The 24,443-nt window shown below is 67.6% G+C and carries 19 protein-coding genes; 5 read left to right on the forward strand and 14 right to left on the reverse strand.

Annotated features, from left to right (window positions below; genetic code table 11):
- Positions 1-2: 2 nt before the first annotated feature.
- From SPK54_RS07050 to SPK54_RS07060, 3 genes are all read right to left on the reverse strand, one after another.
- Entirely contained in the window at positions 3-749 is a 747-nt protein-coding gene (locus SPK54_RS07050; protein WP_330947214.1) for a LytTR family DNA-binding domain-containing protein, read from the reverse strand.
- A 69-nt stretch (positions 750-818) separates the two neighbouring features.
- Positions 819-1,490 (reverse strand): alpha/beta hydrolase, encoded by a 672-nt coding sequence (locus SPK54_RS07055; protein WP_330947215.1) that lies wholly within the window; start codon positions 1,488-1,490, stop codon positions 819-821.
- A 79-nt stretch (positions 1,491-1,569) separates the two neighbouring features.
- A complete protein-coding gene (locus SPK54_RS07060; RefSeq protein WP_330947216.1) occupies positions 1,570-3,537 on the reverse strand; it encodes an LTA synthase family protein in 1,968 nt (655 codons plus the stop codon).
- Positions 3,538-3,630: 93 nt separating this feature from the next.
- On the opposite strand from SPK54_RS07060, the gene SPK54_RS07065 reads away from it, so the two are divergent.
- Together SPK54_RS07065 and SPK54_RS07070 are read left to right on the forward strand one after the other, a co-directional pair.
- Complete coding sequence (locus tag SPK54_RS07065) at positions 3,631-4,338, forward strand: response regulator transcription factor (protein WP_330947217.1); 708 nt, start codon at positions 3,631-3,633, stop codon at positions 4,336-4,338.
- Entirely contained in the window at positions 4,335-5,561 is a 1,227-nt protein-coding gene (locus SPK54_RS07070; RefSeq protein ID WP_330947218.1) for a HAMP domain-containing sensor histidine kinase, read from the forward strand. Before SPK54_RS07065 ends, SPK54_RS07070 begins: the two co-directional genes overlap by 4 nt.
- Before the next feature lie 335 nt (positions 5,562-5,896).
- On the opposite strand, the gene SPK54_RS07075 is transcribed toward SPK54_RS07070, so the two are convergent.
- The 8 genes from SPK54_RS07075 to SPK54_RS07110 form a co-directional block, all read right to left on the reverse strand.
- Entirely contained in the window at positions 5,897-6,994 is a 1,098-nt protein-coding gene (locus SPK54_RS07075; protein WP_330947219.1) for a toxic anion resistance protein, read from the reverse strand.
- Positions 6,995-7,013: 19 nt separating this feature from the next.
- A complete protein-coding gene (locus SPK54_RS07080) occupies positions 7,014-7,697 on the reverse strand; it encodes a hypothetical protein (RefSeq protein ID WP_330947220.1) in 684 nt (227 codons plus the stop codon).
- The gene (locus SPK54_RS07085) at positions 7,694-13,006 is read right to left on the reverse strand and encodes a DNA repair ATPase (protein WP_330947221.1); all 5,313 of its coding nucleotides are present in this window, start codon (positions 13,004-13,006) and stop codon (positions 7,694-7,696) included. Before SPK54_RS07085 ends, SPK54_RS07080 begins: the two co-directional genes overlap by 4 nt.
- Before the next feature lie 65 nt (positions 13,007-13,071).
- Positions 13,072-15,009, reverse strand: a complete 1,938-nt coding sequence (locus SPK54_RS07090) for a hypothetical protein (RefSeq protein WP_330947222.1) — start codon at positions 15,007-15,009, stop codon at positions 13,072-13,074.
- Between the two features lie 29 nt (positions 15,010-15,038).
- Positions 15,039-15,686: an NfeD family protein gene (locus SPK54_RS07095; RefSeq protein WP_330947223.1), complete on the reverse strand. Its 648-nt coding sequence runs from the start codon at positions 15,684-15,686 to the stop codon at positions 15,039-15,041.
- Positions 15,683-16,372 (reverse strand): PspA/IM30 family protein, encoded by a 690-nt coding sequence (locus tag SPK54_RS07100; protein ID WP_330947224.1) that lies wholly within the window; start codon positions 16,370-16,372, stop codon positions 15,683-15,685. The genes SPK54_RS07095 and SPK54_RS07100 overlap by 4 nt, the downstream gene beginning before the upstream one ends.
- Positions 16,369-17,001 (reverse strand): YjfI family protein, encoded by a 633-nt coding sequence (locus tag SPK54_RS07105; RefSeq protein WP_298853498.1) that lies wholly within the window; start codon positions 16,999-17,001, stop codon positions 16,369-16,371. Before SPK54_RS07105 ends, SPK54_RS07100 begins: the two co-directional genes overlap by 4 nt.
- Before the next feature lie 156 nt (positions 17,002-17,157).
- Complete coding sequence (locus SPK54_RS07110) at positions 17,158-17,280, reverse strand: hypothetical protein (RefSeq protein ID WP_330947225.1); 123 nt, start codon at positions 17,278-17,280, stop codon at positions 17,158-17,160.
- A gap of 1,161 nt (positions 17,281-18,441) precedes the next feature.
- Here SPK54_RS07110 and SPK54_RS07115 point away from each other — a divergent pair.
- Positions 18,442-18,729 (forward strand): hypothetical protein, encoded by a 288-nt coding sequence (locus SPK54_RS07115; protein WP_330947226.1) that lies wholly within the window; start codon positions 18,442-18,444, stop codon positions 18,727-18,729.
- 51 nt (positions 18,730-18,780) lie between these two features.
- Here SPK54_RS07115 and rpoD read toward each other — a convergent pair whose 3' ends face one another.
- Complete coding sequence (gene rpoD / locus SPK54_RS07120) at positions 18,781-20,643, reverse strand: RNA polymerase sigma factor RpoD (RefSeq protein WP_330947227.1); 1,863 nt, start codon at positions 20,641-20,643, stop codon at positions 18,781-18,783.
- 104 nt (positions 20,644-20,747) lie between these two features.
- Entirely contained in the window at positions 20,748-21,188 is a 441-nt protein-coding gene (gene dtd, locus SPK54_RS07125; protein WP_330947228.1) for a D-aminoacyl-tRNA deacylase, read from the reverse strand.
- A 64-nt stretch (positions 21,189-21,252) separates the two neighbouring features.
- Between dtd and SPK54_RS07130 the strand changes: the two genes are divergently transcribed.
- Together SPK54_RS07130 and galE are read left to right on the forward strand one after the other, a co-directional pair.
- Entirely contained in the window at positions 21,253-22,173 is a 921-nt protein-coding gene (locus SPK54_RS07130; protein ID WP_330947229.1) for a lauroyl acyltransferase, read from the forward strand.
- A gap of 53 nt (positions 22,174-22,226) precedes the next feature.
- Positions 22,227-23,213, forward strand: a complete 987-nt coding sequence (galE, locus tag SPK54_RS07135; protein ID WP_330947230.1) for a UDP-glucose 4-epimerase GalE — start codon at positions 22,227-22,229, stop codon at positions 23,211-23,213.
- Between the two features lie 110 nt (positions 23,214-23,323).
- Here the strand turns inward: galE and SPK54_RS07140 are convergent, their stop codons facing one another.
- Positions 23,324-24,439 (reverse strand): glycosyltransferase, encoded by a 1,116-nt coding sequence (locus tag SPK54_RS07140; RefSeq protein WP_330947231.1) that lies wholly within the window; start codon positions 24,437-24,439, stop codon positions 23,324-23,326.
- Positions 24,440-24,443: the final 4 nt, after the last annotated feature.

Consider the following 24,443-nt stretch of genomic DNA (forward strand, 5'->3'; position numbering starts at 1 on the left):
CGTTACAGGTGGCGCAGCGTGTCGCGCAGCTGCGACAGGCAGCGCCGGCTGACCTCCAGCGGTGTCGCCACGTTGCGCAGCACGGCATGCACCTGGCCGTCTGGCGCGCGCTGCAACTCGACGATCTCGTCGCGGGCCACCAGGCAGTTGCGGTGGATGCGGATGAAGCGGGTGGGGAACTCCGCCTCCAGCGACTTCAGCGATTCCTCGATCAGGTCCTCGCCGCGGGCGTGGTGCACCACCACGTACTTCTCATCGGCCTGCAGGTAGCGGATGTCCTCGATCGCGATCAGCCGCAGGCTGCCGCGCAGGCGCGCGCACAGGTGACTGCGCGGCGGGCCCGCCGGTGCCCCGTCCTGCTGGCGCGCGCGCCCGGCGAGGAAGGTGCGCACCTTGTCCAGCGCCGCGGCCAGGCGTTCGCCGCGCACCGGCTTGACCAGGTAGTCCAGCGCCTGCGCTTCGAACGCCGACAGTGCATGCGCGTCGAACGCGGTACAGAACACGATGGCCGGCCGCGACTGCAGCGCACCCAGCCGGCGCGCGGTCTCCAATCCGTCGATACCGGGCATGGTGATGTCCAGCAACACCAGCTCCGGGGCCTCGGCGTCACAGGCCGCCAGCGCCGTCTCGCCGTCGCCGGCCTCGCCGATCACCTGCACGCCCGGTTGCGCCTCCAGCAGCGCGCGCAGCCGCGCCCGTGCCAGCGGCTCGTCATCGACGATCAGCACGCGCAACGTGGTTGCGGTCATGGCGTGTCTCTCCCCGGCAGCGCCCGGCCCTGCCGGCGATGGTAGCCGCGCCGCGCGGGGCGCGTCACCTCAGCCGGCGGCCAGGCGCGCCCCCATCCAGTCGGCCAGGTCGGCGATCTCTTCGGCGCAGACCTGGTGCTGCATCGGGTAACGCCGCCAGTGCGCGTCGAAGCCGAAGCCGCGCAGCGCCTGCATCCCGGCTTCGCCGGCCGCCACCGCCACCACCGGGTCGAAGCTGCCGTGCGCCATGAACAGCGGCTGCGTGGCGGCCCGTGGCTGCAGCCGCTGCTGCGCCAGCGCCAGCGGCATCGGCAGGTAGGTGGACAGCGCGATCAGCCCGGCCAGCGGCTGCGTGCGCGCCAGACCGGCCGCCAGCGTGATCGCGCCACCCTGCGAGAAGCCGGCCAGCAGCAACCGCTGCGGCGGGATGCCGCGCTCGGCTTCGCGCGCGATCAGCGCGTCCACCTGCGCCACCGATTCGTCCACGCCCTGCAGGTCGGCGCGGTTGGCCAGGTCGAAGTCGCGGATGTCGTACCAGGCCCGCATCCGCGCGCCGCCGTTGATGGTGACCGCGCGCACCGGCGCATGCGGGAACACGAAGCGCAGCGCCGGCCAGTCGCGGCGCACCAGTTCGGGCACGATCGGTGAGAAGTCGTGGCCGTCGGCGCCGAGGCCGTGCAGCCACAGCACGCTCCACTGCGGGTTCGGGCCGGTTTCGTGTTCGACGGTGTCCAGCAGCATGCGCGGCTCCAGCGAAGGGTGGCCGCGCATTATGCCGGCCGCGCCCGCCGGGCCCACGGTCGCGCCCGCCGGTGCGGCGTTAGCGGGAGCCGGCGCCCGCCACCGTGGCCGCGCGCGCTTCGCGCTCCAGCGCCGCCTGCGTCATCGAGCCGTCGGCGAACGCGGCGGCGGCGGTCTGGTAGTCGCTGATCGCCTGCAGGGTCAGGGCGGGGTCTTCCGGCAGCGCCGGCTGCGCGACGTCGCGGGCATAGGCGGGGCGCAGCGTGTCCACCCTGCGATGCGGCGAGAGCTGCACCAGCCTGTCGCCGCGCAGGTAGCCCAGCAGCTGGTAGGTGCCGATGAAGGCGCGCTCGCGACCGGAGGGTTGCTGCAAGACATCCACGCCGTAGAAGCGGCTGTCGTAGTCCATGCCCAGCAGGCCCAGGAGGGTCGGCGCGATGTCGATCTGGCTGACCCTGCGATCCACCCGGCCCGGGGCCACCCGCCCGCCGGGCGCGTAGAACCATAGCGGGATCCGGTACCGGAAGGCCGGCAGCGCGGCGATGCCAGCACTGGAGGCGCAGTGGTCGGCGGTGATCACGAACAGCGTGTTGCGGAACCACGGCTTGCGGCTGGCGCGCCGCAGGAAATCACCGATTGCCCAGTCGGTGTAGGCCACCGCGCTGTCGCGCTTGCCCTGCGGCCACGGCCCGCGACCGGCCGGGAAGGTATACGGGCGGTGGTTGGAGGTGGTCATCAGGTGGGCGAAGAACGGCTTGCCGGCCTTGAAGTCGGCATCGAAATGCTGCATCGCCATGCTGTAGAGGTCTTCGTCGGCCACGCCCCAGACGTTCTCGTGGTGGATGTCCTGGTCGGGAATCTCGGTCCGGTCGTGGACGTCGTAGCCGTTGTGGCCGAAGAAGCGGTTCATGTCGTCGAACGCGCCGTAGCCGCCGTACAGGAACATCGCGTGGTAGCCCTTGCCGCGGAACACCTCCCCCAGCGTGGCCAGGCCCTCGTTGTGCTCGCGGCGGACGATGGATTCGCCCGGGGTGGGCGGGACCGACAGCGACAGCGCCTCCAGCCCGCGCACGGTGCGGGTGCCGGTGGCCCACAGGTCGGCGAGCAGCAGGCTGCGCGGGGTGAGCGCGTCCAGGTTCGGGGTCAATGAATCCTTGCGGCCATAGCTGCCGGAGTACTCCGCGGACAGGCTCTCCACGCTGATCAGCACCACGTTCATGCGCTGCTCGGGTGCGGCGTTGTGGATGCGGCGGGCAATGCCGGTGGGTCCGAAGAAGGTGGCATCGGGCGTGGCGACCTGCGCGCGCACCTGCGTCCAGGCTTCGTCGATCGGCACGGTGCGGTAGTAGCGCGGGTAGTCCAGCGAGGCGCTGCGGTACGCGGCGAAGAACTGGTAGATCCCGTTGCCCGCCAGCTCGTTGACGTAGGCGTTATCGCTGCGATCCTTCATTTCGCCGCTGACCAGCCCGGTGGCCAGCAGGCTGGCCGCCAGCCAGGCCGCCGCCACCACGCTGCGGGCCGCGAACCCGGCGCTGTCGTGGATCACCCGCCGCCAGCGGCTGGTGGCGGCGAAGGCGCCAAGGGCCAGCGCCGCCACCGCGGTCAGGATCCAGCCCACCGGGTAGGACTGGCGGATGTTGCCGATCACCTCGGTCGTGTACACGAGGTAGTCCACCGCAATGAAGTTGAAGCGGGCCTGGAACTCGTCCCAGAACGTCCATTCGGCCACCGCCACGAACAGCAGCACGAACAGCAGCAGCAAGCACAGCGCCCCTACCGCCAGCCGGCCGTGCCGGCGCAGCAGCCAGCCTGCGGGCAGCAGCCATAGCAGCAGCACCAGCGGCCAGGCGAAATACACGAAGGCCAGCAGGTCGTAGCCCAGCCCGACGCCAAATGCGTACAGCCAGGCGCCGGGTGCCGCCGGCACCCCGCTGCCGGTGGCCACCAGCAGGGCCAGCCGGGTCAAAGCGGAAATCGACAGGAAGCAGGCGGCCAGCCAGGCCAGCGGGCGGAAGCGCCCGGGGCGCGCGTCGGGGAGCGAGGTCATGCGGCCAGCCTGCGGGGGTGCCGGTAAGCGCGCCTCAGGCGAATCTCAGCCAGCCGTTAACACCCGCGGCGCCGGTGGTGGCAGGCTAATGCGATGTCCACCCCACGCCCGCCCGGCCCGCCTGCTGGCGGCTTGCGCGTCCTGCTGATCGAAGACCAGCACGATATCGCCGCCAACATCTGGGATTTCCTCGAACGCCGGGGCCACGAAGTGGACCATTGCGCCGACGGGGTTGCCGGCCTGGCGCGCGCGCTGCGCGGCGGCTTCGACGTGATCGTGCTCGACCTGGGCCTGCCGCGGCTGGACGGGCTGGCGCTGTGCCGGCGCCTGCGCGAAGCCGGCCACGGCGTGCCGGTGCTGATGCTGACGGCGCGCGACACCCTCGACGACCGCCTGCGTGGTTTCGCCGAGGGCGCGGACGATTACCTGGTCAAGCCGTTCGCGCTGCCGGAACTGGAGGCACGCATCCGCGCGGTGCAGCGGCGCGGCCGTCCGGCCGCCGGCGAAGTGGCGTATGCCGCGCTGGCCTACGATCCGCGCACGCTGACCGCGCGACGCGAGGGCCGCGCCATCCCGCTGACCCGCCTGCAGGGCGCGCTGCTGGACATGCTGCTGCGGGAAGCACCGCGAATCGTCCCGCATGCGCGCCTGATCGAAGGTGCCTGGGGCGCGGATGGCGCCGACACGGCGGCGCTGCAGACCCAGGTGTACGAACTGCGCGCGCTGGTCGACCGGCCGTTCGCGCAGCCGCTGCTGCAGTCGGTGCGTGGCGTGGGCTACCGCATCGTGGCGCCGCCGTGAGCGCGCCGCGCCCGCGCCGGCCGCTGTCGCTGCGGCAGCGGTTCGCCCTGCTGGCGACCCTGCTGGGGCTGCTGCTCGGCGGGTTGGCGTCGGTCGCCCTGCTGGCGGTCGCCGAGGACTACGAATACGTACTGGCCAACGAGATCCTGCACGGTCAGGCCGAAGACTATGGCCTGAGGCTGGCCAATCGCCTGCCGGCGCAGCTGCCGCGCACCCAGCGGCTGCGCGGCTATCGCATCGGCGATCCCGCGCTGCCGCCTGGCTACGCCGGCTTCCCGCCCGGCGTGCACGAGGATCCGCACAACGAAGAGGCGCACGTCGGCGTGTTCGATACCGCGGCAGGACGGCTGGTCTTCGTCATCGACCTCGGCGACATCGAGGCGATGGAGCGCCGCCTGCACCTGCTGGTGGCGGCCATGCTGCTGTCCTGCACCGCGCTGGCCGGCTGGCTGGGCTGGTGGCTGGCGGGGATCGCGCTGAAGCCGGTGCGCTCATTGGCCGAAGGCGTGGAGTCGCTGCCGGTGCAACCGCAGCCCACCCGGCTTGCCGCCGCGGTCAGCGATGACGACCTCGGCCGGCTGGCGCGCGCCATCGATGGCTACCAGGCGCGCCTGGTCGATGCCGACGCCCGTGAGCAGGCATTCCTGGCCGATGCCAGCCACGAACTGCGCACCCCGCTGGCGGTGATCCAGGGCGTGGCCGAGGTGCTGCTGGACGACGATGGCGCATCGCCGGCCCAGCGCGCCCGCCATGCGCGCCTGGCGCGCGGCGTAGGCGATATGCACCGTCTGCTGGAAGCCATGCTAGCCGCGGCGCGGCGGCGGCCGCTGCAGCTCGAAACCATCGCGGCCGCACCGTTGTTGCGGGAGGCGGCTGCCATCGCGCTGGCCGGCAAACCCGGCATCACCGCAAGCATCGACGCCGATGGCGATCTGCACACCGCGCCGCGTGAAGCCGTGCTGCTCGTTGCCGGGCTTGCGCGCAAACTCGCGCAGCCGCGCACCGAAGCCAGCCTGGAGCTGGTGCTGGAATCTGGCCAAATCGTCCTGCGCATGACGCCGGAAGACGCCGACGCCAATGCTGCGACGGCGCTGCGTGCGGACACCGGCACCGGCTCAGCCCTGCTCGACCGGCTGGCGCAGCGGCTGGGCTGGCAGGTGGCGTTCGACGGAAGTGCGCGAGTGTGCGTGGAACTAAACTCTGACCCTGCGGTTAAAGCATAGCTTGGCCGCAATTCAGCCAGTCACATCTCGGTGCGCTGCAAGAGACGACATGTTTTCCGCAACGGGGAGTGACATGCCTGGCGTCCCTATCCGTATGCCTTCCGTGCTGGCCAAGGCCAGAGACGATCATGCCGCCACGCTTGCATTTGACAACGTCCCTGAAGACTTTGACGTCGACACGCGGCTTCAAGGGTGGCTGCGCCTTCCACCCCCGCCCTTGGCGGCGTCCGTCCGATGGATTTGCTCGGGCCACGGAGTGGAATTGAACTTATTCCAAGACTCTTGGGGAGCTTTATGAGCAGTTCGTATCAGTGACTGCAGGGTGTCCTTTGGAATCAAACGGCCGACGATTCGCTGGTGGGCGCTGCGATGCGCGATGCGAGGTCATCCCGCATGAGCACCAGTTCCTTGTCGAGTTCGGCGCGGCGCGTAATGCCGTCGCGGTGGATCTGTCGGACTTCCTCGATGGTCTTGACCAGTTCGTCGTTGACGTGGCGGAGGGTTTCAATGTCGATCACGGAGCGCTGGTTGGCCTTGGCAGTCTCCACGGACGTGGCATGCACGAGTTCCGCATTGCGCCGCATGATCTCGTTGGTCGCATCGTCGATCGAAGTGGCCAGCTCGGCGGCGCGCTTCTGATCCGCCAGCGACAGCTGGATCGCGAACTGGTTGCGCCACATCGGGATGGTGACGTCACGCACCGCGCTGAACTTCTCGATCAGCTGGATGGCATTGGCCTGGATGAGCCGGATCATCGGCAACGTCTGGACCGCGGCATGCTGCAGGACGTGCAGGTCGGACACCCGCTTGTCGATCAGCCGGATCGCGGTGTCCAAGGTGGCGCGCTGCTCGCGTCCCTCCGGGTCCTCGCGCCCGGCGAGGGCGGCAAGCTGCTCCTGAAGCTCGGCCAGCCGGATGCGGCCGGCGGCGATGTGCACGCCGAGATCGTGGCGCTCTTGGAGCACGAGGTCGTACATGCGGTCGTATTCGCCGACACGCTGCTGCTGCATGGCCTGGGTCTTGCCGACCTCCGCGAGCAACTGGTCGATCTGGGCGTTGCTGCTGCTGTAGCGCTGGACGAGCTCACCCTTGGCGCGCTTCATGCGGTCGATCAGGGGCCCAAGGACAGGGACCTTCGACTTTTCCTTGAACCCGTCCAGGTTGAGGCTGCGGGCGATGCGAACGATCTCGCCCAGCTTGGCACCACTGGCTTCGAGATCGGTGTTGCGCACCTTGTCGAGCAGCTGGGTCGAATACTGGCTGGTCCTGGACGCAGCCGACTTGCCGTACTGGTGGAGATTGCCCGGCTTGAGATCCTGCAGTGCCTTGGCTGCCTCGAGGATGCCGTCGGTGTCCTCCGGCTTGAGGCCCAGGTCGACCAGCATCTGGTCGGTCAAGGTCGCCGGGACGAGGTTGGATTCGGTCGAGGTCATGGCGCTGCTCCTGTTGGCGTTACGGTGCCGGCTTTGCGGCGTGGCCAGGGGGGTCGATTGCGGCAATGGCGGCTTGCGCCATCGTTCTAGCGTTTGCGAGCGTCTTCTCCAGCGCGGCGGCGTTGCGCACGCCGGCTTGCTGGTCGATCACGAGTTTGCAGTGCGTCGCCAGATCATTGATGAGGCCGGCGGCGACCTGTTGGCCCTGCCGGGTCGACTCCATCTGCTGACGCCCGAGTTGACCGATCATCGCAATTTTCACCAGGTGCGCCTTGCGGGCGTCAATGGCGGCGGCAAGCGGCGGCGCGATGCCTGTCTGTTTGCCGAGGCCATCGAGCTGCTGCACCGCAGCTTCCAGCTGGTGGTGGGCGGCAATGAGGCGCGGCAAGGCACCTTCCAGTGCCTTGGCGAAGGCCAATCCGGACTGGACGGCCCTGTGCGCCTGGTGCACCAACGGGATCATCTGTTCGCGCAGGGCGGCGGCGTGGGCGGAGAACGTGATGTCCCTGCCCAGCAGGCGCCCGATGAAGCCCGTCCGGCGGGCGATTGCCTTCTGGTCGTGGGCGATCATGGCCGTCTGCAGGGCCTCCAGCGCCGCGACCTGCTCCTCGGACGGGTTGGCTTGCAGCGCGGACAGGGCGTCGTGGACGCTGGCCACGGCGCCTTCCCCGATTGCCTGGACGTGTTCGATGGTGAGGATCATTCCGGCGAGGTGCCCGGCGGGGTCTCATGCCGGAACCGCAGGTTCGCGAGCATCCGGTCGAACTCGCGCTCGCGCTTGGTCCGGACCCGGAGAGGACGACGAGGTTCACCCGTATCGTCCTCGACCGGAGCGCCTTCCTCCGGATGACCAGCAGGCGCGGCAATCTGGCCCGGGGTCGCGTCCAGCAGGTCCAGCACGGCGGCGTGGAGCATGTCCTGTCTCACCAGGGTGGCCCGCAGCACGTCGAACAGATCACTGACGAGCGCAGGGTGCGGTTCGTCGTTGCCTTCCGCGGAGGCGGTGGCTGGCGCCGGCGGTGGGGTGGCGTTGGAGATCCGGGAAAGCTCGGCCAGCAATTCCTTCCACGGCGGCGCTTGTTCCTGACCCGGTGCCGGTGCGGCGTCCGGGGTGGACAGGCCCTGCACGCCCGAGGCGATGTCTGCCAGCTGGGCGACCATGCGCTGCCCGACATCAGCATCGTCGCCACCCATCGCCTTGTTGCGGACGAAATCCGCCTTGATCTGCGCCCAGCGGGCAGCCTCGTCGGCAGTCAGGGTTCCACGCAGCTCGCCGAGCTTGAGCAGGTTTTCCTCCGCGCCGGTGGTCAGCAGCTGCGATTCGCCGCGGTAGTGGTCGGTGATCAGCTGCTGCAGCTCCGCATCATTCATCACCGGCGAGATCTTCTCCGCCAGCTTGTTCATGTTGCGGTAGCTGCCCTGGAGCTTGAAGGGGGGTTCGGTGCGGTATTTGTCCGCCTGCGCCGCGCTCAGGATGTACTGCTGGTTGACCCTGTAGACCACATCCCTTACCTGCACGAGCCGCTGCAGGACGGCAGTGATCTCGTTGATCTCTGCGGCGCTGTATGCGTGGGACAGGTTGTTCGTGGAGACGTCCTTGCCGAGCGACTTGTCGGCCAGCAGGTACAGGTCGGCCATGTCCCGGGTGGCCAGCGGGGCGAGCACGGGGTTGGAGGTCAGGCAGTTCTCGATGTAGCTGAGGAGGAACGTGGCTTCCATCCCGCCCAGCACGTCGCCCAGGTTGTAGATATCGGCACGGTTGGCCAGCATGTCCGGGATCTTGAAGACCTCGCCCGACTCCGTGTACGGATTGCCGGCCATGATCACGGCGAACTTCTTGCCGCGCATGTCGTAGGTCTTGGTCTGTCCGCGCCAGACGCCCTCGATGCGGCGTGTACCGTCGCACAGGGAGATGAATTTCTGCAGGAACTCGGGATGGGTGTGCTGGATGTCATCCACGTACAGCATCACGTTGCTGCCCATCTCCAGCGCCAGGTTGAGCTTCTCCAGCTCGCGCCGCGATGTGGCGTCCGGGGCCTGCGCGGGATCCAGCGAGCGAACACCGTGCCCGAGCGCCGGCCCATTGACCTTCATGAAGATCAGGCCCAGCCGGTTCGCCACGTACTCCATCAGGGTCGTCTTGCCGTAGCCTGGCGGGCTGATGAGCATCAACAGGCCCATGAGGTCGCTGCGCTTGCCCTCACCCACCGTGCCGATCTGCTTGGCGAGGTTGTCGCCGATCAGCGCAAGGTAGACATCGTTGATGAGCCGGTTGCGGACGAAGCTGGTCAGCGGCTTGGGCTTGAACTCCTCAAGGCGCATGGCCTCGCGCTCGCGTGCGATCACCTTGGACCGAAGCGCCTGGTAATCGCGGAATCCGGGCACGAACGTCTCGGCGTGGTGCCGGTAGCGGACATTGAAATCGTCCACGGCGACCCGCAGGCGCCCCTGCTCGATGCTCGGGTGTTGCCCCAAGAGGCCCTCGACCACGGTCGAGACCGGGGCGCTGGAGGACTCGAACTTCAGCACGTCGCGGCCGAGGAACATGGCGACTGCTTCCGGCACGAACCGGCCATCAGCATCGCCGGCCGGCAGCAGCGAGGTGATCGCCTGCGTCGCCAGCGACCACGCAGCCGCAGGGTGCTGTTCGAGGTGCTTCAGTGCACCGGTGAAGGACGTCCAGAAGGCCTTGTCAGCGCGTTTGCCCTCCAGCCTGTCGACCAGTCCGGCCGCCACGCTGCTGACGGGGAGGGCAGCGTCAGTCGCCGTGACGGACATGAGCAGGTAGTCGGCCGCTTCGTTCAGGTGCGCGCCGCCGAGGTCGTGGCTGCCGAGGGATTCATTGAGCCTGGCGATCAGGTCTGGCCGCAGGGCGGCCCGTGCCGTCGCGCCGCCGCCAAGGGCATCGATGGCGTTGGCTGCATTGATGCGGGCGGCCCAAGTCTCGCGCTCTGCTGCCGCCCAGAACGCCACGGCGAGGGCGCGGGCCTGCGGGAGGTAAACAAGGGCGCCGGCGCCCTGCTGCAGGCGAACCAGGGCCTTCAGGATCTGCGTGGCATCGGCGTCGTGGATGCCCTTTTCGTAGCCATCGCGGTAGCGGGGGGCCGCGTAGTCACGCACCAGCTTGGCCAACGCCGCCTCATCGGTCAGCGACCGCTGCAGCACCTGGGTGGTGAGACCTTCCTCGCCGCGGCGGGCGGCATCGAGCACCTGGCCGGCCAGGTACTCGCCGCGATAGAGCTGGGGCGACTCCGATTCCAGCGCGACCGGCCAGTAGTGCCGGTAGCCGTCCAGGCCTTCGTCCTGCAGCGGTTCCATGAAATCCGTGCCGGTCAGGTGCACCGTCATCGCGTCGCCGCGCTGCAGCAGGGTCAGGTCCAGGGCCTGCGTGTTGACACTGAACCGATGCCGCGGTCCCAGCTTGATGACGTTGCCGCCTTCATCGAAGAGTTCCGTGCGATCACGCATGCCCCGCACGGCCTGGTCGCGGGCGGCCTTGATCCGTGCCTCGATGTCGTCGGCCTTCACCGTGTCCCTGAGATCGCGCAACCGGGCGCAGAGGTCGCGCAGCTTCTGGATCAGCGGGTCGCCGGCGAAGAAGGCATTGAGGTCGTCGGCATTGTCGAAACGCTCCGTCCGCCGGCCCAGGCCATCCAGAATCCGGTTGGCGGCATCCAGCAACGACGCGGCCTTGCGCTGGCGTTCGTCGAGCAGCGCCTGCTTGTGGCTCTCGAAGGCCTCCAGCAACTCCTCGCGCTTGGTGAGGATGTCGCCGAGGAACTGTTCGTGTTCCCCGAACTGGCCTTCCAGCTCTTCCAGCTGGACCATGAGGCGGGACAGCTGCTCATCCGCTTTTTCCGGCGTCGTGGCGATGCCGAGCGAATTCGCAACGGACTGCGAGAACAGGGCGAACTGGGCGCCGAACTGCGCCACCGCCTCCGATGAACCCAGGGTCTTGCGGCGCTGGTCGGTCCTGGCCTTGGCCTGGTTGAGGCGGGCGTACAGGGCGGCGATGGCATCCACCACCTGCGTGCGCTTGGTGGCATCGTCCACCTTGAGGCCGGCCATCAGCTCCGACAGCATGTCCAGGTCTGCCGCGACGGCGTGCATGCCGCGGAGCACTTCGGCGAGCTGATTGGCGGTAGCAGCCTTGCCGGATGCGGCCTCCAGTTCGTCCAGGCGCGTTTCGAACGGCGCCAGCGCCTTCGGATTGAGCAGGAACGCGGCCGTGGCTGCCCCAACCTGGTCGTGGGCGGCGTCGAGGGAGGTGACCATCGCATCGATCGCGGCGACGTCGATGTAGCGCATGTCACGGATCGTCAGCAGGTGACCGCGCAGGCGCGAGACCTCGTGCAGCGCTTCAACGAACTGCTCGAGGCGGGCCCATCCCTCGGGCTGCAGCCGCCCCATCAGGCTGCGATGCCCAGCGCTCGCATTCACCACTGCGACTTCCGACTGCTGGCGGATCTCCTGCACCTTCTGGAACTCGTCGAGTACGGACTCGGCGGTTTCGGTGATGTCGTGGAGCAGGCCGGCCAGGCCGTCCGCCACTGCATCAGTGATCCAGGGGTGGATGTCGAACAGGCGCCGGGTGGCATGCGCTAGCGCCTCGTAGCGCTGGACGGTTACATCCTCCTGCTCGATGTCGCGTGCGATGTCGAACAGGTCGGAGATCGTGCGCACCAGTTCGGGATTGCCGATGCGTCCGAACGCTGAGTTGGCGGCCGGCGCCGCAGCGGCGTACTCGTCACTGAAGAAGGGCGTATCCCAGACCTGCATCTGGTGGACGCGGGTCGGCTGGCTCGTTTCGTCGTGGAACAGGACCATCCGACCGTCGGGCAGGCGGGCATGCCCGTGGGCGAGGATGGGCGGCATCACGCGCCGCTGGATCATGTTGTAGACCAGCAGCGCCGATTGGCCGGCGTCCGGCTCATAGAAGATGTAGAGGACGTCTTCCCCATTGGGAGACAGGACGGTGCGCTTGTAGCGCATTTGGGTGATGGCGCCATCGAACGCCTTCTGCTCGCCGTTCTGGAGGACGTAGCCGCCGGGGAAAATGATCCCGTGGTCTTCCGGCAGCTGTACGCAGGCCTCGACGATGGCGTCCAGACGGGTGACCTGCTGGGTCATGGTGTTGAACACCAGGCCGCGCCATGCAGTTTCCCGGTAGGGCAGGATCTTGAGCAGGATCAGGCTGCCGAGCCGGGCGTAGTAGAACTGCGCGTCGTCGAGCGACTGGGTTCGGTCCTCAACGGGCTCCGAGTAGATGCCGGCGCCGGTGTCGGTGCTGTTCTCGACCTTGATCGTGAGATCGCCGCCCGTGGTCTCCACGAAGACGGTGTCGAGGATGTTCAGGTGTGGGAAGCGGCCACTGACCTCGCGGTCCTTGCCTGCCTTGATCCACTCGAAATCGTGGGTGGGTGGCAGGGCGATGTCACGGTCGCCTCGGGCGTCGAGATAGGACAGCTCCCCGGTGCTGGCAATGCTCCAGCGGAAGACCCGCAGATCCTGCGGGCCGCCGATCCGGAAGGCCGCGAGGAGCTTGCTGTCCTTCACGGACAGCTGCACCAGCGTGGCGTCCTTGTAGTAGGTGTAAAGCTCGTCGAAATCCCGCACGAACAGGGGGTCGGCGAGGAAGGTGCCGGCCGCGTCCACGGGGGTTGCGTCGTAGCCGTCGGTGACCGGGACGAGTTTGTGCAGCGCGAACACGTCAGCGACGGACGTGGTCGACTTCAGGCCCAGGAACACGTTGTAGCCGAACAAGAGCAGGTCAGGGCCGACCTGGACGACATCGCGACCGATCGCGTTCTGTTCACTGCGAATCCGGAAGCGACCAGCCTGGGCCATCTTGCTGTCGCCGAACTCGGAGACACGTCGGCTATTGAGGTCGCCGGCAAGGGTCGCAAGCCGGGAGCCCTGCTGTGTCAGCCTGCTACGAAGGACCTCATAGGCACCGCCTTGCGCGACAGCGGCGTCGAGGGTGTCCGGGGCCGAGCTCGTGTTGTCCGTCATTTGAATCGGGATCCTTTCCGGTGTGGCGAGCCGGCCGGAGCGTTAGCCCAGGCCGGCCATGGACATCAGGCGTCCGTGCTGTCCGTCGAGAGGGACTTGGGGGCAGCAACGCCACCGAGGCGCTTGAGCATATCGGCAACGATGGGGCTCTCCGCGGTGATGCCCTCGATGGCCTTGCCGATGGACACGCCCTTGGTCAGGGCGTCGAACACACCACCATCGCCGCCGATGAGCTCGATCTTGGCGGATTCCAGCGCCTTGGCCAGCACCGCAGCGTTCTCGCGCGACACTTCCTTGCCCGCCTCGATCGAGGTGAGCAGCTGGCGCAGGTTCGTCTCCAGCGCCATGCGGAACTCTTCGTGCGCCCGTGCCTCGGGCGACATCTTGCCCATCGCCTCGAACTTGCCGGTGAGCCCTTCCGCTTCGGCGGACATGCGCTGCCCGATCGCCTTGGCTTCCGCTTCGCCCATGAACGCGGTGGCATCCGCCTTGGCGCGGCCCATTTCCGTCGCGGCCTTGGCCTCGGCGCTGCCTTGCTTGTAGGAGGCTTCCGCCTTTGCCTCCAACACCTGAGCTTCGGCCAGACCCTCGGACTTGATCGCTTCCGCCTGTGCAAGGCGCACCTGCGCCTCGGCCAAGCCGGGGGCCGCCACTTCGGCCTTCACGCCTTCCGCCAGCGCACGCTTGGCCTCGGCATGCTTGCCCGCCGCGACCAGCTCAGCTTCGGCGAGGGTGGTCTTTTCGGCGGCGAGGTGACGCGCTGCAGTCTCGGCCGCCTCCGCTGCCTTGACGTCCTTGACCAGGTGCTGCTGGGCCTCGGCTTCCGCCGCGAGGACGCGAACCTGCTTTTCACGGTCGGCGGCGGAGACTTCGCGGGTTTCCTTGATCTTCTCTTCCTGCACGGCCACGGTCTGCTCGATCGCGGTGCGCTCGCGGATGACGTTCGCCACCTCCATGCGGCCCTGCTCGACCACCTTGTCGCGGTCCACAGCCTTCAGCTGCACTTCCTGGTCCGTGGTCACCTTCTCAAGCTCGGCGGCGCGGTTGACGCGCTCCTGCTCGATCGCCACGACCCGCAGGCGGCCCTGCTCGGCAACCTCGACAGCGCGAAGCTGCTCCTGCTCCTGCACCTTGATGGCCTCGTCGGCGCGCAGGCGTGCGGCCTCCGAAGCGGCGCGGCTTTCCTCGAGCACCTTGTCCGCTTCGGCCTTCTCGCGCGCCTGGATCTCGGCGATCTGGCGGGCCTGCCTGGCGCGGGCCTCCTCTTCCTGGCGCTGCATTTCCAGCATGGCCTGGGTCGTGGTGGTGTTCTTCTTGGTGATCTGCAGCTTCTCGTCCTGCTCGAGCTCGTTCGTGCGGATCGCCTGCTGTGCGGTCAGCTCGGTGATCTTCTTGATGCCCTCGGCATCCATGATGTTGGTCGGATCCATGTCCGACTTCTTGGTCTGCTCGAGGTAGTCGATGGCGACGTCTTCCAGCACATACCCGTTCAGGTCCTTGCCGATGACCTCGATGATGGCATCGCGGAACGCCTGGCGGTTGTCGAACAGATCGACGAAATCGAAGCGCTTGCCGACGGTCTTGAGCGCTTCGGAGAACTTGGCGTTGAACAGCTCATCGACGGCGTTGCGGTCGGAAGCACGTTCGGCGCCAACGGTCTTGGCAACCTTCAGGACATCAGCCGGCTGCTCGTTCACCCGCAGGTAGAAGCTGACCTTGATGTCGGCACGCATGTTGTCCTTGCAGATCAGGCCCTCCTTGCCGCGACGGTCGACGTCGAGGTTGATGAGCTTGATCTGCATCTGCTCGGCCTTGTACAGCACCGGGATGACCAGGGCGCCGGTGAAATGCACCTTCGGGGTGCTGCTCAAGTCATTGACGATGAGCGCGGTTCCCTGCGGAACCTTGACGTAGAACGCCTTGACGACGCCAATCAGGCCGAGCGCCAGCACCAGCAGGACGCCGATGGCGATGATGAAGGGAAAGTAGAGAGAGAGGTTCATTGAGAGCTGCTCCTTGCGATCTCGTGTGCTCAGCGGGCCTGGAACTCGGTTGCGGGAATGACCTCGTAGAGGTCGCGTGTGGTGTCGTGGTGAATGAGTACAACGCGGGAACCACGAGCTAATGCGTGGGGTGAATTGGTCCGAACCTGCAGGATCAGGCCGGCGGCGCCGTCATCGATCTCGACGCGGCCGCCTGCCTCGTCCACCAGCGGCGAGATGACCGTGCCTTCGCGGCCGAGGATGGATGGCGGTGTGGGAGGGCGCAGGCGGTTGATCAGCTTGGCGACCGGGCGCAGGGCGAAAGAGGTCAGGAGTACGCCGGGAATCAGGGCGCCGACGGCCACCAGCGTCCCGACCAGGAGGCGCATTGGTGCCGGCAGATGGAGAAGGACGAGCAAATGGGTGAAATACGTGGCCACCCATCCGAAGAAGGAGAGGGTCGTCAGCACGAGCATGATGGGGACGCCAGACAGGCCGAGCCTGGACAGGATGCCGGCAAGGCCGATCCCGTCGCCGTCGTGTCCATCCACGTGATGGTGGTGGCTGAGCAGGCTATCGACCGCATCGGTGTCGACGATGCCGGTGGCGGCGATCAACCAGTAGATCACGCAGAAGGCCAGCAGCACGCTGTAGACCAGGGTGGGGTAGGTCATGCTGACGAGGATGGCGTCGCTCATTTCCCTTCCTTGCGGGGCTTGGGAGTGGGGGCCGTGCGCCGCGGCTTGGCCGGGCGTGCTGGTGTTCGCTTGTCCACGCGGGACAACACGTCTTCAATCGTGGGGACCGAGGGTGGGGGCTGGGGCGTGGGGCGGGCGGCCTGGGGGGCCGCAGCCTTCTTCCGGCGCACCGATGCCTGGGCGGGCTCGGGATAGGGCGCGGATCCAGGTTGGCGCATGGCCACGGAGGCCTGGGCGAGCTTGAGGCTTTCGGCGGCCTTGAGTGTGTCGCTCTGGTGCCGCAACCGGCGCAGCTGCTGTTCAAGCTGCTCGATCGCGTGGTTGAACTGTTGTTCTGTCCGCTGGCACTCGGTCAGGATCCGACGGGCTTCGCGCAGCGCTGCCTCGATCTCCACGACCTTCTGTGCCGCCCTCCGCGCCAGTCCAGGCTTCCCGTCGGTCAGATGCGTGGCGACAACGGCCTCCTGCTCGCGCAGCTTCGCCTGGCCCTTGCTGGCCACATCCTCCGCATGGATGCGGCGCGCCTTGGCGGCGTCGGCTTCCAGCCGGGTACGGTGGAGCGCCAGGTCGGTCTGGCGGATATCTTCGTCGAGCAGTCGAAGCGCCTTGTTCCCCAGGACCGCGTTGCCGATCTCCTCGACATTGCCGCGCAGGGTCGACAGCAGTTTCTTCAGGGGATGGTTCATGCGGCGCCCGCTTCGGGGTGGCGCAGGAACGGCGCGTAGATTTCGGTGGCCAGCGCGACGTTGTCGGCCAGCGTCTCGATCTCGAACATGAGGCTCGCCAGCGTCGCATGGGTGTCGAGCGCGCCGAACATGGTGTACCCCGGCACGCCACCAATGCTGTCCAGGCTGATCGTGGAGAGCGGCAGCAGCTTGTGGGTGCGCAGGACGTGGGCATTGAACTCGGCCGGGTCGCGGACGAGCGAAAGGGGCCACAGGAAGCTTTCCACGATGATCTGGCTGCCGCCGACGGCAAGGAAGACCGACAGGTCGCCGTGCTCGTGCATGACCAGATGCAAGGCGGGGTCGGTGCCCTCGATCAACTCCAGTGACACGCGCCGATCATGCACAGCGCTGCTCTGGGACAGCGCGAGCCGAATCGACTCGATGGACCAGCCCGGCTCGTTTCCTTCCAAGGACGGGGCAAGGCCGGCAGGTCCTTCCTGTGTGCGGAGTCGTTGCTCAATGGCGGCAAGCTCGGCGGCGAACACCGGGCGGATCCAGACATCCTTCTTCACCAGCCCCTGGTCGCGCATGCGTTGCCGGAAGGCGCGAACCGCGAGCGTGCCGGAACGGGGTTGTGCGGATTTCATGTAATTAGCTTGCGGCATTACATGAAACATTGCAAATGCCATCCATGGCTGCTGTTCCAGGGGGGCTTTCGGTATGTCGCCCATGAAATCAGGCGGCCCGCGGTGTGCCAGTGGACATGGCAACGGTGGTAGGAAATTCGCGGGCTTCCTCGAACTTCAGACGAGCCTCGTGTTGAGGCGTACAGGCAGGCGGTCGGACACGGCGTTGGCTTCTGCATTCGTGAATGCTGTGAAGGGTGTGCAGAGCGTCCAGACGAAGATCTTCGGCAGAAGCGTCATGCGGAAGCGGTCCAGATCGAAGTCGCGGGTGAGGAGGCCTCCCTGTCGGGGGGGGGGGCTGCACCTGCGCCTTAAGGCGGCGGACCCTGGCTGAGGCGACTTCACCGGCAATCACGTTGAGCGTGAGCTAAGTCGCCGCGACGGCATTCTTGGTATCAGCTGGGAGTTCTGCCCGCAGGCCCCATGCGGTGCCGTAGCGGGCTGCGCTTGCTATCAGGAAATCGCGTGAGCTGCACGGATCTCGGCAATGCGGCGCGCCACAGTTGGGTCCAGCTTCGTCTGCTCAGCTTGGGCAAAATCTCGCCCAGCCCCCGCTTCTCGTCCTCATCGACGGCGCCGTCGCGTTCGGCGAGCTGCAGCAGCTTGTCCAGCTCTGCTGCGTCGAGCAGGCGGTCGTTGCTGAAGATATTGATGGAGGCGATTGTAAAATCCAGATGGCTGCGGGAGCCGCTCGCAAAGACTCCTTTCGAATGGCTGTGCGTGGCAGCCTATCCCCGAAGCATCAAGCTGGACAACTGGTTACGCCAACTCTGGGATCGACTATGGATCCCTCGGCTTCTCACGGACTTCGCGGTGCGACCCGGTGGGGACCGCCTTTCCTTTCGGAAAATGAAAAATTGGCCATCTAGGACAGTCGATGCTTTATGGCGCACAAGCCACGATCCGCCTGCGCTGACATGGGCCCACCAGGACTCGAACCTGGAACCAAAGGATTCACGCTGCCCGATGCTTTCGCACCGGCGTGGACTATCTCATCACCCTCAGCCTGCGCTGGTGGGGTGCGGGAGGCTCTGGCCTGTTATCAAGGGCACTTCAGCCCCCAGGTAGTCTCTGCACCTTCCGGCGGTGTACCGCCGGCTTGGCTCAGGATTGCCCTCGGCCGAACCGCTAGGGTTTCCCTGAATTCATCCCGTTTTTCCGCCGGCCCTTCCGGTGCCGGGGTCACCTTTCGATGAGTCCTCTGCTCTAACCATTGAGCTATAGGCCCGAGCGCGCATCGTAGCAACCGGGGGACATCCCTCCAACCCTTAAATGGATTATGTTTAAAAGGTGAAATCCATCCAGTGCTCGGTTTGCCATGCGCCGCTGTCAGGGAGACAGAGGCGATTCTGCTCGCTGAAATGCAAGAACGCGGACACCAATCATCGGCACCAAAGCTACATGCGCCAGCAGGAACGGGGGCTCGCCCGTAAGCGCGAGCTGGTGGCGCTTGCGGGGGGCTGCTGCACGCGCTGTGGCTACCAGCGCAATCTTGCAGCGTTGACATGGCATCACTGCGCTCCCGGGGAGAAGAGATTCCATCTCGACGTGCGTTCGCTCTCCAATCGCAGCATCGCGGAAATCCGGGCCGAGCTTGCGAAATGCATTCTGCTCTGCGCTAACTGCCATGCAGAGGAGCACTTCCCCGAGTTGGCGATGGTGCAGATCGAATGGCAGTCCAGATCATGAAACAACAAAGCCCGCCGGGTGGCGGGCTTTTGGGATGCCACGCGGTGCGTGTCACTCCACGTCGAGGAAACTGCGCAGCGTCTCCGAACGCGACGGGTGGCGCAGCTTGCGCAGCGCCTTGGCTTCGATCTGGCGGATGCGCTCGCGGGTGACGTCGAACTGCTTGCCCACTTCTTCCAGCGTGTGGTCGGTGTTCATGTCGATGCCGAAGCGCATGCGCAGCACCTTGGCTTCGCGCGGGGTCAGCCCGGCCAGCACGTTGCGCACGGTCTCGATCAGGTTGATGTCGGTGGTGGCGTCGATCGGGGACATCACGTTGGTGTCCTCGATGAAATCGCCGAGGTGGGAATCCTCGTCGTCGCCGATCGGCGTCTCCATCGAGATCGGCTCCTTGGCGATCTTCATGACCTTGCGGATCTTGTCCTCGGGCATGTCCATTTCCTTCGCCAGCTCCTCCGGCGTGGCCTCGCGGCCGTACTGCTGGAGCATCTGGCGGGAAATGCGGTTGAGCTTGTTGATCGTCTCGATCATGTGCACCGGGATGCGGATGGTGCGCGCCTGGTCGGCGATCGAGCGGGTGATCGCCTGGCGGATCCACCAGGTGGCGTAGGTCGAGAACTTGAAGCCGCGGCGGTGCTCGAACTTGTCCACCGCCTTCATCAGGCCGATGTTGCCTTCCTGGATCAGGTCGAGGAACTGCAGGCCGCGGTTGGTGTACTTCTTGGCGATGGAGATGACCAGGCGCAGGTTGGCCTCGACCATCTCCTTCTTGGCCTTGCGCGCCTTGGTCTCGCCGATGGCCATCGCACGGTTGATTTCCTTCAGGTCGGCCAGCGACACCTGCATCGCCTTCTCCAGCGCGATGGTGGCTTCCTGTTCGGCGATGATCTGCTCGCGCACGTCGCGCAGGGCGCTGCCCCACTTCTGCTTGCGCTTGAGCAGCTCGTCGACCCACTCGAGGTTGGTCTGGTTGCCGTCCCAGGCCTTGATGAAGTCCTTGCGCGGCATCTTGGCCACGCGGGTGGACAGGTCGAGGATGCGGCGCTCGTGCTCCTTCACCTGGTTGATCGCTTCGCGCAGCTTCTTCACCAGCGCGTCGGTCAGCGGCAGCGGCAGCTTCAGGGTGACGAAGGTCGCGGCGATTTCCTCGCGCGCCTTCAGCGCGGCCTTGGCGGCTGGGCCGCCCTTGGCATAGGCCTTCTCGAAGCGGGCGTACGCAGCGGCCATCGCCTCCATGCGGGCGGCGACTTCGGCCGGATCCGGGCCGGTCGGCGCCGGCTCATCGGCGTCGCCGTCGGTGTCCTCGTCCTCGTCCTCGTCTTCCTCGACCTCGGCATCGGGGTCGACTTCGGCGACCACCGGCGCGGGTTCCGGTTCCGGCTCCTCGTCGTTGAAGCCGACCACGATCTCGGCCAGGCGCTTCTTGCCGGCCTTGTGCAGCTCCCAGTCCTCCAGCAGCATCTGGGCGGACCAGGGGAAGCTGGCCAGCGCGGCGTTCATCTGCGCCAGGCCTTCCTCGATGCGCTTGGCGATGGCGATCTCGCCCTCGCGGGTCAGCAGGTCCACGGTGCCCATCTCGCGCATGTACATGCGCACCGGGTCGGTGGTGCGGCCGCCCTCGGTGTCGACCGAGGTCAGCGCCGCCGCGGCTTCCTCGGCCGCGGTTTCGTCGACCTCGCGGCCACCGGCCTGCTGGCCGGCCAGCAGCAGGGTCTCCACATCGGGCGCAACCTCGTGCACCTCGATGCCCATGCCGTTGATCATGCCGATGATGTCTTCCAGCTGCTCCGGATCGACCATGTCGTCGGGCAGGTGGTCGTTGACCTCGGCGTAGGTCAGATAGCCTTGCTCCAGACCCTTGGAGATCAGGAGCTTGATGTCGGATTGCGGGGCTGTCTGCCGTTCGTTGGCCATTGGGGTGCTACCGTGAGTCGTGGGGATCTGCGGACGACGCAGAAAGAGAACCAAGCATTATACCGTGCGTGGGCAGGTGCCGGCCGCCGGGTGTTGCGGGAGGGTCAGGGGCGAAGCAGGAACGTCACCGGCCCGTCGTTGACCAGGCTGACGACCATATGGGCACCGAAACGTCCGGTTTCCACCCCCGGCGCGTGCATTTCCCGGCAGATCGCCACCAGCCGGTCGAACCCGCGTTCAGCTTCCGCAGGCGGCGCCGCGGTGGTGAAGCTGGGGCGCATCCCGCTGCGGGTATCCGCGGCCAGGGTGAACTGGCTCACCAGCAGCAGGCCGCCACCAATGTCCGTCAATGAGCGGTTCATCTTGCCGTCATCGTCGCCGAAAACCCGGTAACCCAGCAGGCGTTGGGACATCCGGCGGAATTGCGCTTCGGTGTCGCCCGGCTCAACCGCGACCAGCGCCAGCAGGCCAGGGCCGATGGCACCCACGACGGCATCGTCGACGGTCACCCGGGCTTCGGTCACGCGCTGGATCAGGGCAAGCATCGGCACATTGTAGGCGCGGCGCCGCGGTTTCATCGCCGCCGTGCGTGCCTCCTACAATAGGCCGATGACCGACTTCGCCGCCGCCCTGCTGTACGCCCTGGCCTGGGCCGTGGCCCGCCTGCCCTGGCCGCTGCTGCGTGCGCTGGCGGATGGCGTAGCGTGGCTGTGGGTTGCCCTCGATGCCCGCGAGGCCCGTGTCACGCGCCGCAATCTGGAGCTGATACGCGCCGATCTGGATGCCAACGCGCGGGAATCATTGCTTCGAGAGATCCTCCGCACCACTGCCCGCCAGACCTTCGAGACGCTGCGGCTGTGGACGCGTCCGGCCGCGCGCAACCTGGCCGACATCGTGGAAGTCCACGGCGAGGCGCTGTTCGACGAGGCCCTGCGCAGCGGCGAGGGGCTGATCGTGGCCGCCCCGCACATGGGCAACTGGGAGTTGCTGAACCAGTGGCTGGCCAGCAAGACGCCGCTGGCGATCCTGTACCGGCCGCCGGAGTCCGCGGTGGGCGAGGCGTTCCTGCGCCGCGTCCGCGCCAATGCCGGCGGGCAGGTGGAGCAGGTCCGCGCCGAGGCCGCGGGTGTGCGCGCCCTGCTGAAGCGCCTGCAGAAGGGCGGCGTGGTCGGCATCCTGCCCGACCAGCAGCCCAAGGCCGGCGAAGGCGAGTTCGCGCCGTTCTTCGGCAAGCAGGCGCTGACCATGACCCTGCTGGGTCGGCTGGCCAACCGCAGTGGCGCGCGGGTGCTGCTGTGCTGGTGCGAGCGGCTGCCGGGCCCCGGCGCCCCGCGCTTCGCCCTGCACGTGCAGGGCGCGCCAGCCGAGGTCTCCGCGGCCGACCCGGCGCAGGCGGTGGCCGCGCTGAACGCCGGCGTGGAGGCGGTGGCGCGGCGCGACTTCGCCCAGTACCAGTGGACCTACAAGCGCTACACGCTGCGGCCGCCCGGCAGCGGCGAGGAAAACCCGTACCTCGACCTGTACCGCTGACGCCCAGCGCTGCAGGCGACCTTCCCATCATCCGCACAGGAGCCGGCCACGCCATGTCCGCCCCCATCCTCGTCGTCGGCGGCGCCGGCTACATCGGTTCGCACATGGTCAAGCGGCTGCGCCGCGAAGGCTTCCACGCGGTGGTGGCCGACGATCTTTCCGCCGGTCATCGCGAAGCGGTGCTGGGCGCGCCGCTGCATGTGGGCGACATCGGCGATGCCGGCTTCGTCGATGCCGTGCTGGGCGAGGTCCGGCCGGCGGCGGTGATGCACTTCGCCAGCTGCATCCAGGTGGGCGAATCGGTGGCCGATCCGGCCAAGTACTACCGCAACAACGTCACCGCCACGCAGGTGCTGTTGGACGGGATGCGCGCGCACGGCGTGTCCCGCTTCATCTTCTCCTCCACCGCGGCGATCTTCGGCGACCCGGACTACGTGCCGATCGACGAGGCGCACCCGAAGGCGCCGATCAATCCCTACGGCCGCAGCAAGTGGTTCGTCGAGCAGATGCTCGAGGATTTCGACCGCGCCTACGGGCTGAAGTCGGTCTGCCTGCGCTATTTCAACGCCGCCGGCGCCGATGCCGAAGGCGAGCTGGGCGAATGCCACGAGCCGGAGACGCACCTGATTCCCCTGATCCTGCAGGTGGCGTCCGGGCGCCGCCCGCACATCACCGCCCATGGCGAGGACTACGCCACCGCCGATGGCACCTGCATCCGCGACTACATCCACGTCGAGGACCTGGCCGATGCCCACCTGCTGGCGCTGCGGCAACTCCTCGCGGGCGGTGCCAGCGCGCGCTACAACCTCGGCAACGGCAACGGCTATTCGGTGCGCGAGGTGATCGAGGCGGCGCGCCGCGTTACCGGCCATCCCATCCCCGCGGTCATGGGCGCGCGCCGTGCGGGCGACCCGCCGGTGCTGGTGGCCGACGCCGGCGCTGCGCGCGCGGCGCTGGGCTGGCAGCCGCGCCATGCGGCGCTGGACGTGATCGTGGCGCATGCCTGGGCGTGGGAGCAGCGGCGCGCGTCGACCTTATAGGAGCCGGTTCCGCCCGCGAACGGCCGCGGCATCGCGCACCGGCGGGTGGGCAGCGTGGCGGCCCTTTCCGGTCTGCGCGGCGCACTCCAGCCGAGCCCCGATGCGAAGCCTCAGCGCGTGCGATCCGAAGCGGCCAGCGCCAGGAACAGGTCTTCGTAGCGCTGGTTCATCAGCTCGCGGCCATGCCGGTCCAGCGCCGCCGCGCGGGCGTTCGACGCCATCCGCGCGGCATCGTCAGGATCGCGCAGCAGGCGCTCCAGCGCATCCGCCAGCGCAACCGGATCCGCTTCGGGCACCAGCAATCCGTCCTCCCCATCGCGGAGGACTTCGCGCACGCCCGGCACCGCGCTGCCCACCACCGCGCAGCCGGCGGCCATGCCCTCCAGCAGCGCCAGCGGCATGCCCTCGTAGTGGGTGCTGAGTACGCAGACCTGGTGCGCCATCAGCCGCTGCGGCACGTCGCGCACCACGCCCGGGAACTGCACCCGGTCGGCGATGCCCAGCTGGGCGGCCAGTGTTTCCAGCGGTTTGCGGTGCAATGCCTTGCCGCCGCCGGGCAGCTGCAGCGGCACGTACAGGCCGCGCTGGCCCAGCAGCGCCACCGCGCGCAGCAGGGTGGCGTGGTCCTTCTGCCTGGAGAAGCGCGCCACCATCACGATGCCGGGCGTGCGCTGCTCGAAGGGATGCGCATCGGCGTCGGCGAACGACGCCAGCTGGATGCCGTTGGGAATGGCCATGGTGCGTTCGGACGGCATGCCCAGCGCCAGAAGTGCTTCGCGCACGCCTTCGGAGCAGCCGACGATGCGGTCGGTGCGGCGCGCCAGCCAGCGCGTCTGCGCCAGCCGCCAGCGGGAGTAGCGCTCGCGGGTGTTGTGCTCGACGTGGACCAGGTGCGGCACCTTCGCCAGCAGGCCCGCGTAGCGGCCCCACAGGTGTTCGGAGAAGCCGTGCGCCACCAGCACGTCGGGGCGGAACTCGCGGCACAGCCTGACCAGCGCGACGATGGTCGCCAGGTGCGACCAGCCCGGCACCAGCCGCAGCGGCACGCCTTGCTCTTGCAGTTCGGCGATGCGCGCCGGCGGCGTGCGGCGCTTGCGCCGCAGCACCAGCAGCGGTTCGATGCGGGCGCTGTCGCGGGCCGCGTTGACCAGCTGCAGCGCGACTTGGGTGGCCCCGCCGGAGAACCCGCCGGTGACGAAATGGAGGACGCGGACGCGCTTGCTCATCGCG

The organism is Thermomonas sp. LB-4 (assembly GCF_036409385.1).
Lineage (GTDB): Bacteria > Pseudomonadota > Gammaproteobacteria > Xanthomonadales > Xanthomonadaceae > Thermomonas.